Source organism: Anaerophaga thermohalophila str. Valhall (assembly GCF_000250735.1).
Taxonomy (GTDB): domain Bacteria; phylum Bacteroidota; class Bacteroidia; order Bacteroidales; family Marinilabiliaceae; genus Anaerophaga; species Anaerophaga thermohalophila_A.
In genome coordinates this window covers 1-2,173 of record NZ_AHZV01000230.1, presented here as the reverse complement: position 1 = coordinate 2,173, position 2,173 = coordinate 1, and the positions used below count along the sequence as shown (strand labels likewise).

1 protein-coding gene is annotated in these 2,173 nt (G+C 39.9%); it reads right to left on the bottom strand.

Annotated features, from left to right (window positions below):
- Nucleotides 1-562: 562 nt before the first annotated feature.
- On the bottom strand, nucleotides 563-1,945 hold the full coding sequence (gene glmM, locus OQ5_RS0112345) for a phosphoglucosamine mutase (RefSeq protein ID WP_016777786.1): 1,383 nt from the start codon (nucleotides 1,943-1,945) through the stop codon (nucleotides 563-565).
- Nucleotides 1,946-2,173 lie beyond the last annotated feature (228 nt).

The window sequence follows — 2,173 nt, the reverse complement described above, 5'->3', positions numbered from 1 at the left end:
CAGGTTAAGATAAATCCGATAGCCCTGTAAGTATGAACTTTAACACAAAACTCATTTAAAAATAACAATTACTTTGAGGTATTTGTAATAATGGTCTGTTAAAGAAAGCCTAAACACTGGGACACAATAACCCAATACATTTATTATGAGAGAATTATGGTTTATTCACTTGATTATATAAACGATTAATTAGTGTCTTCTCATAAAGGGCCATTTACTGTGTTACGCTCGTCCGAAAATTACTCATTTACGATGAGTAAACTCCGTTTTTTCGGACTTCGCAAGCCTTGCCAAGCTCGTTTTGTATAACCTTGATATACTGTATTTTAACAAGCATGCCCCTATTGTCATAAACAATTGACTTGCAATGTATTACAAGAGCTTAACAGAATATTGTAAAAGACTTATGACAACACTCCGTCAAACTTTTACAGATGTCTGATAATTAATTTTTTGCATGATCAATGGCGCAAAATACAACTCTCTCATAATAAAAACTTTGCGTCATTGCGTCTCTGCGTTTATGCTTTTTTTAACTGACTATTGTATGGAATATTATTACTTAAATGAACGACTTCATAACATTCATCATAGACTGTGCAAGTTCTTTTGCCTCTTCCGGAGAACCGGCTTCCGAATAGACACGTACGATGGGTTCGGTATTCGATTTTCTCAGATGTACCCATGCTTCCGGAAAATCAATCTTCACCCCGTCTTCATCGTTTACCTTTTCATCGCTATAGTAATCTTTTACTTTTTGCAATAACTCATCCACATTTATCTCTTTAGGGAGTTCCAACTTATTCTTTGTCATAAAATAAGCGGGATATTCCTTCCTCAGTTCCGACGGTTTCTTCCCCTTTTTGGCCAGAAGAGTCAGAAACAGAGCAATTCCTACCAATGCATCACGACCGTAATGGCTTGCAGGATAAATTACTCCTCCATTGCCTTCCCCGCCTATAACCGCATTAGTCTGCTTCATTTTAGAAACGACATTTACCTCACCCACAGCTGATGCCGAATAAGTGCCACCCCTTCTTTCGGTGACATCTTTCAAGGCCCTGGTAGAACTGAGGTTTGAGACGGTATTTCCGGGGTTGTGCGACAAAACATAGTCTGATACGGCAACCAGAGTATATTCTTCACCAAACATAGTTCCGTCTTCGTTAATTATTGCAAGCCGGTCTACGTCGGGGTCTACCACAAATCCCACATCAGCATTTTCAGTTTTCATAGCTCCGGATATCTCAGTCAAATGTTCGGGTAATGGTTCCGGATTATGAGGGAACTCCCCATTGGGTTCGCAATTTAATTCCACAACATCATCAACACCCAGCGCTTTCAAAAGTGGAGGCAAAGCAATCCCGCCAACTGAATTGACACAATCAATTACCACTTTAAAACCCGCAGAGCGAATGGCCTCAACATCAACCAACTCCAGTTTCAAAACATCTTGTATATGAATATCCGTATAATCTTTATTCTCCAGTTTGCCCAATTCATCTACCAAAGCATACCGGAAAGCTTCCGAATCAGCAATACTGAGTATTTTCTCACCATCGGATGCAGATAAAAACTCGCCACTGGAATTCAATAATTTAAGTGCATTCCATTGTTTGGGATTATGGCTGGCAGTCAGGATTATGCCTCCGTCGGCGTTTTCTTTTATTACAGCCAGTTCTGTAGTGGGGGTAGTAGCCAGACCCAAATCAACAACATCGATTCCCATTCCCTGCAAGGTTCCGGCAACCAGTCTTCTCACCATAGGCCCTGATATACGGGCGTCACGGCCAAGAACGACCCGGTATCTGCTTTTGTTGGACTGATCCTTTAACCAGGTACCGTATGCCGAGGTAAAACGAACAACATCAATCGGGCTCAACCCTTCACCGGGTCTTCCTCCAATGGTTCCGCGAATGCCTGATATTGATTTAATTAAAGTCATTGCTCTATTGTTTTTAATATGTTTATGCAAAATTGCAGAATATAAAACTGTTTTGCAACGAAAAGATAAACGGGAATTATTTTGGGCATTTCTATAAACAATACTCCGTTAAACTTTTACAATGCACTGCAAACCAATTGTTTATACTCTTCAATGTTTGTTTGCTAACATACGGTTTATCAATATCTTACGAAACGAGCATGCCACAGTGACCCAACAAAAATATAT

Coding starts and splice junctions, on each gene's coding strand:
- glmM (WP_016777786.1), bottom strand. CDS start 1,945: ATGACTTTAATTAAATCAATATCAGGCATTCGCGGAACCATTGGAGGA.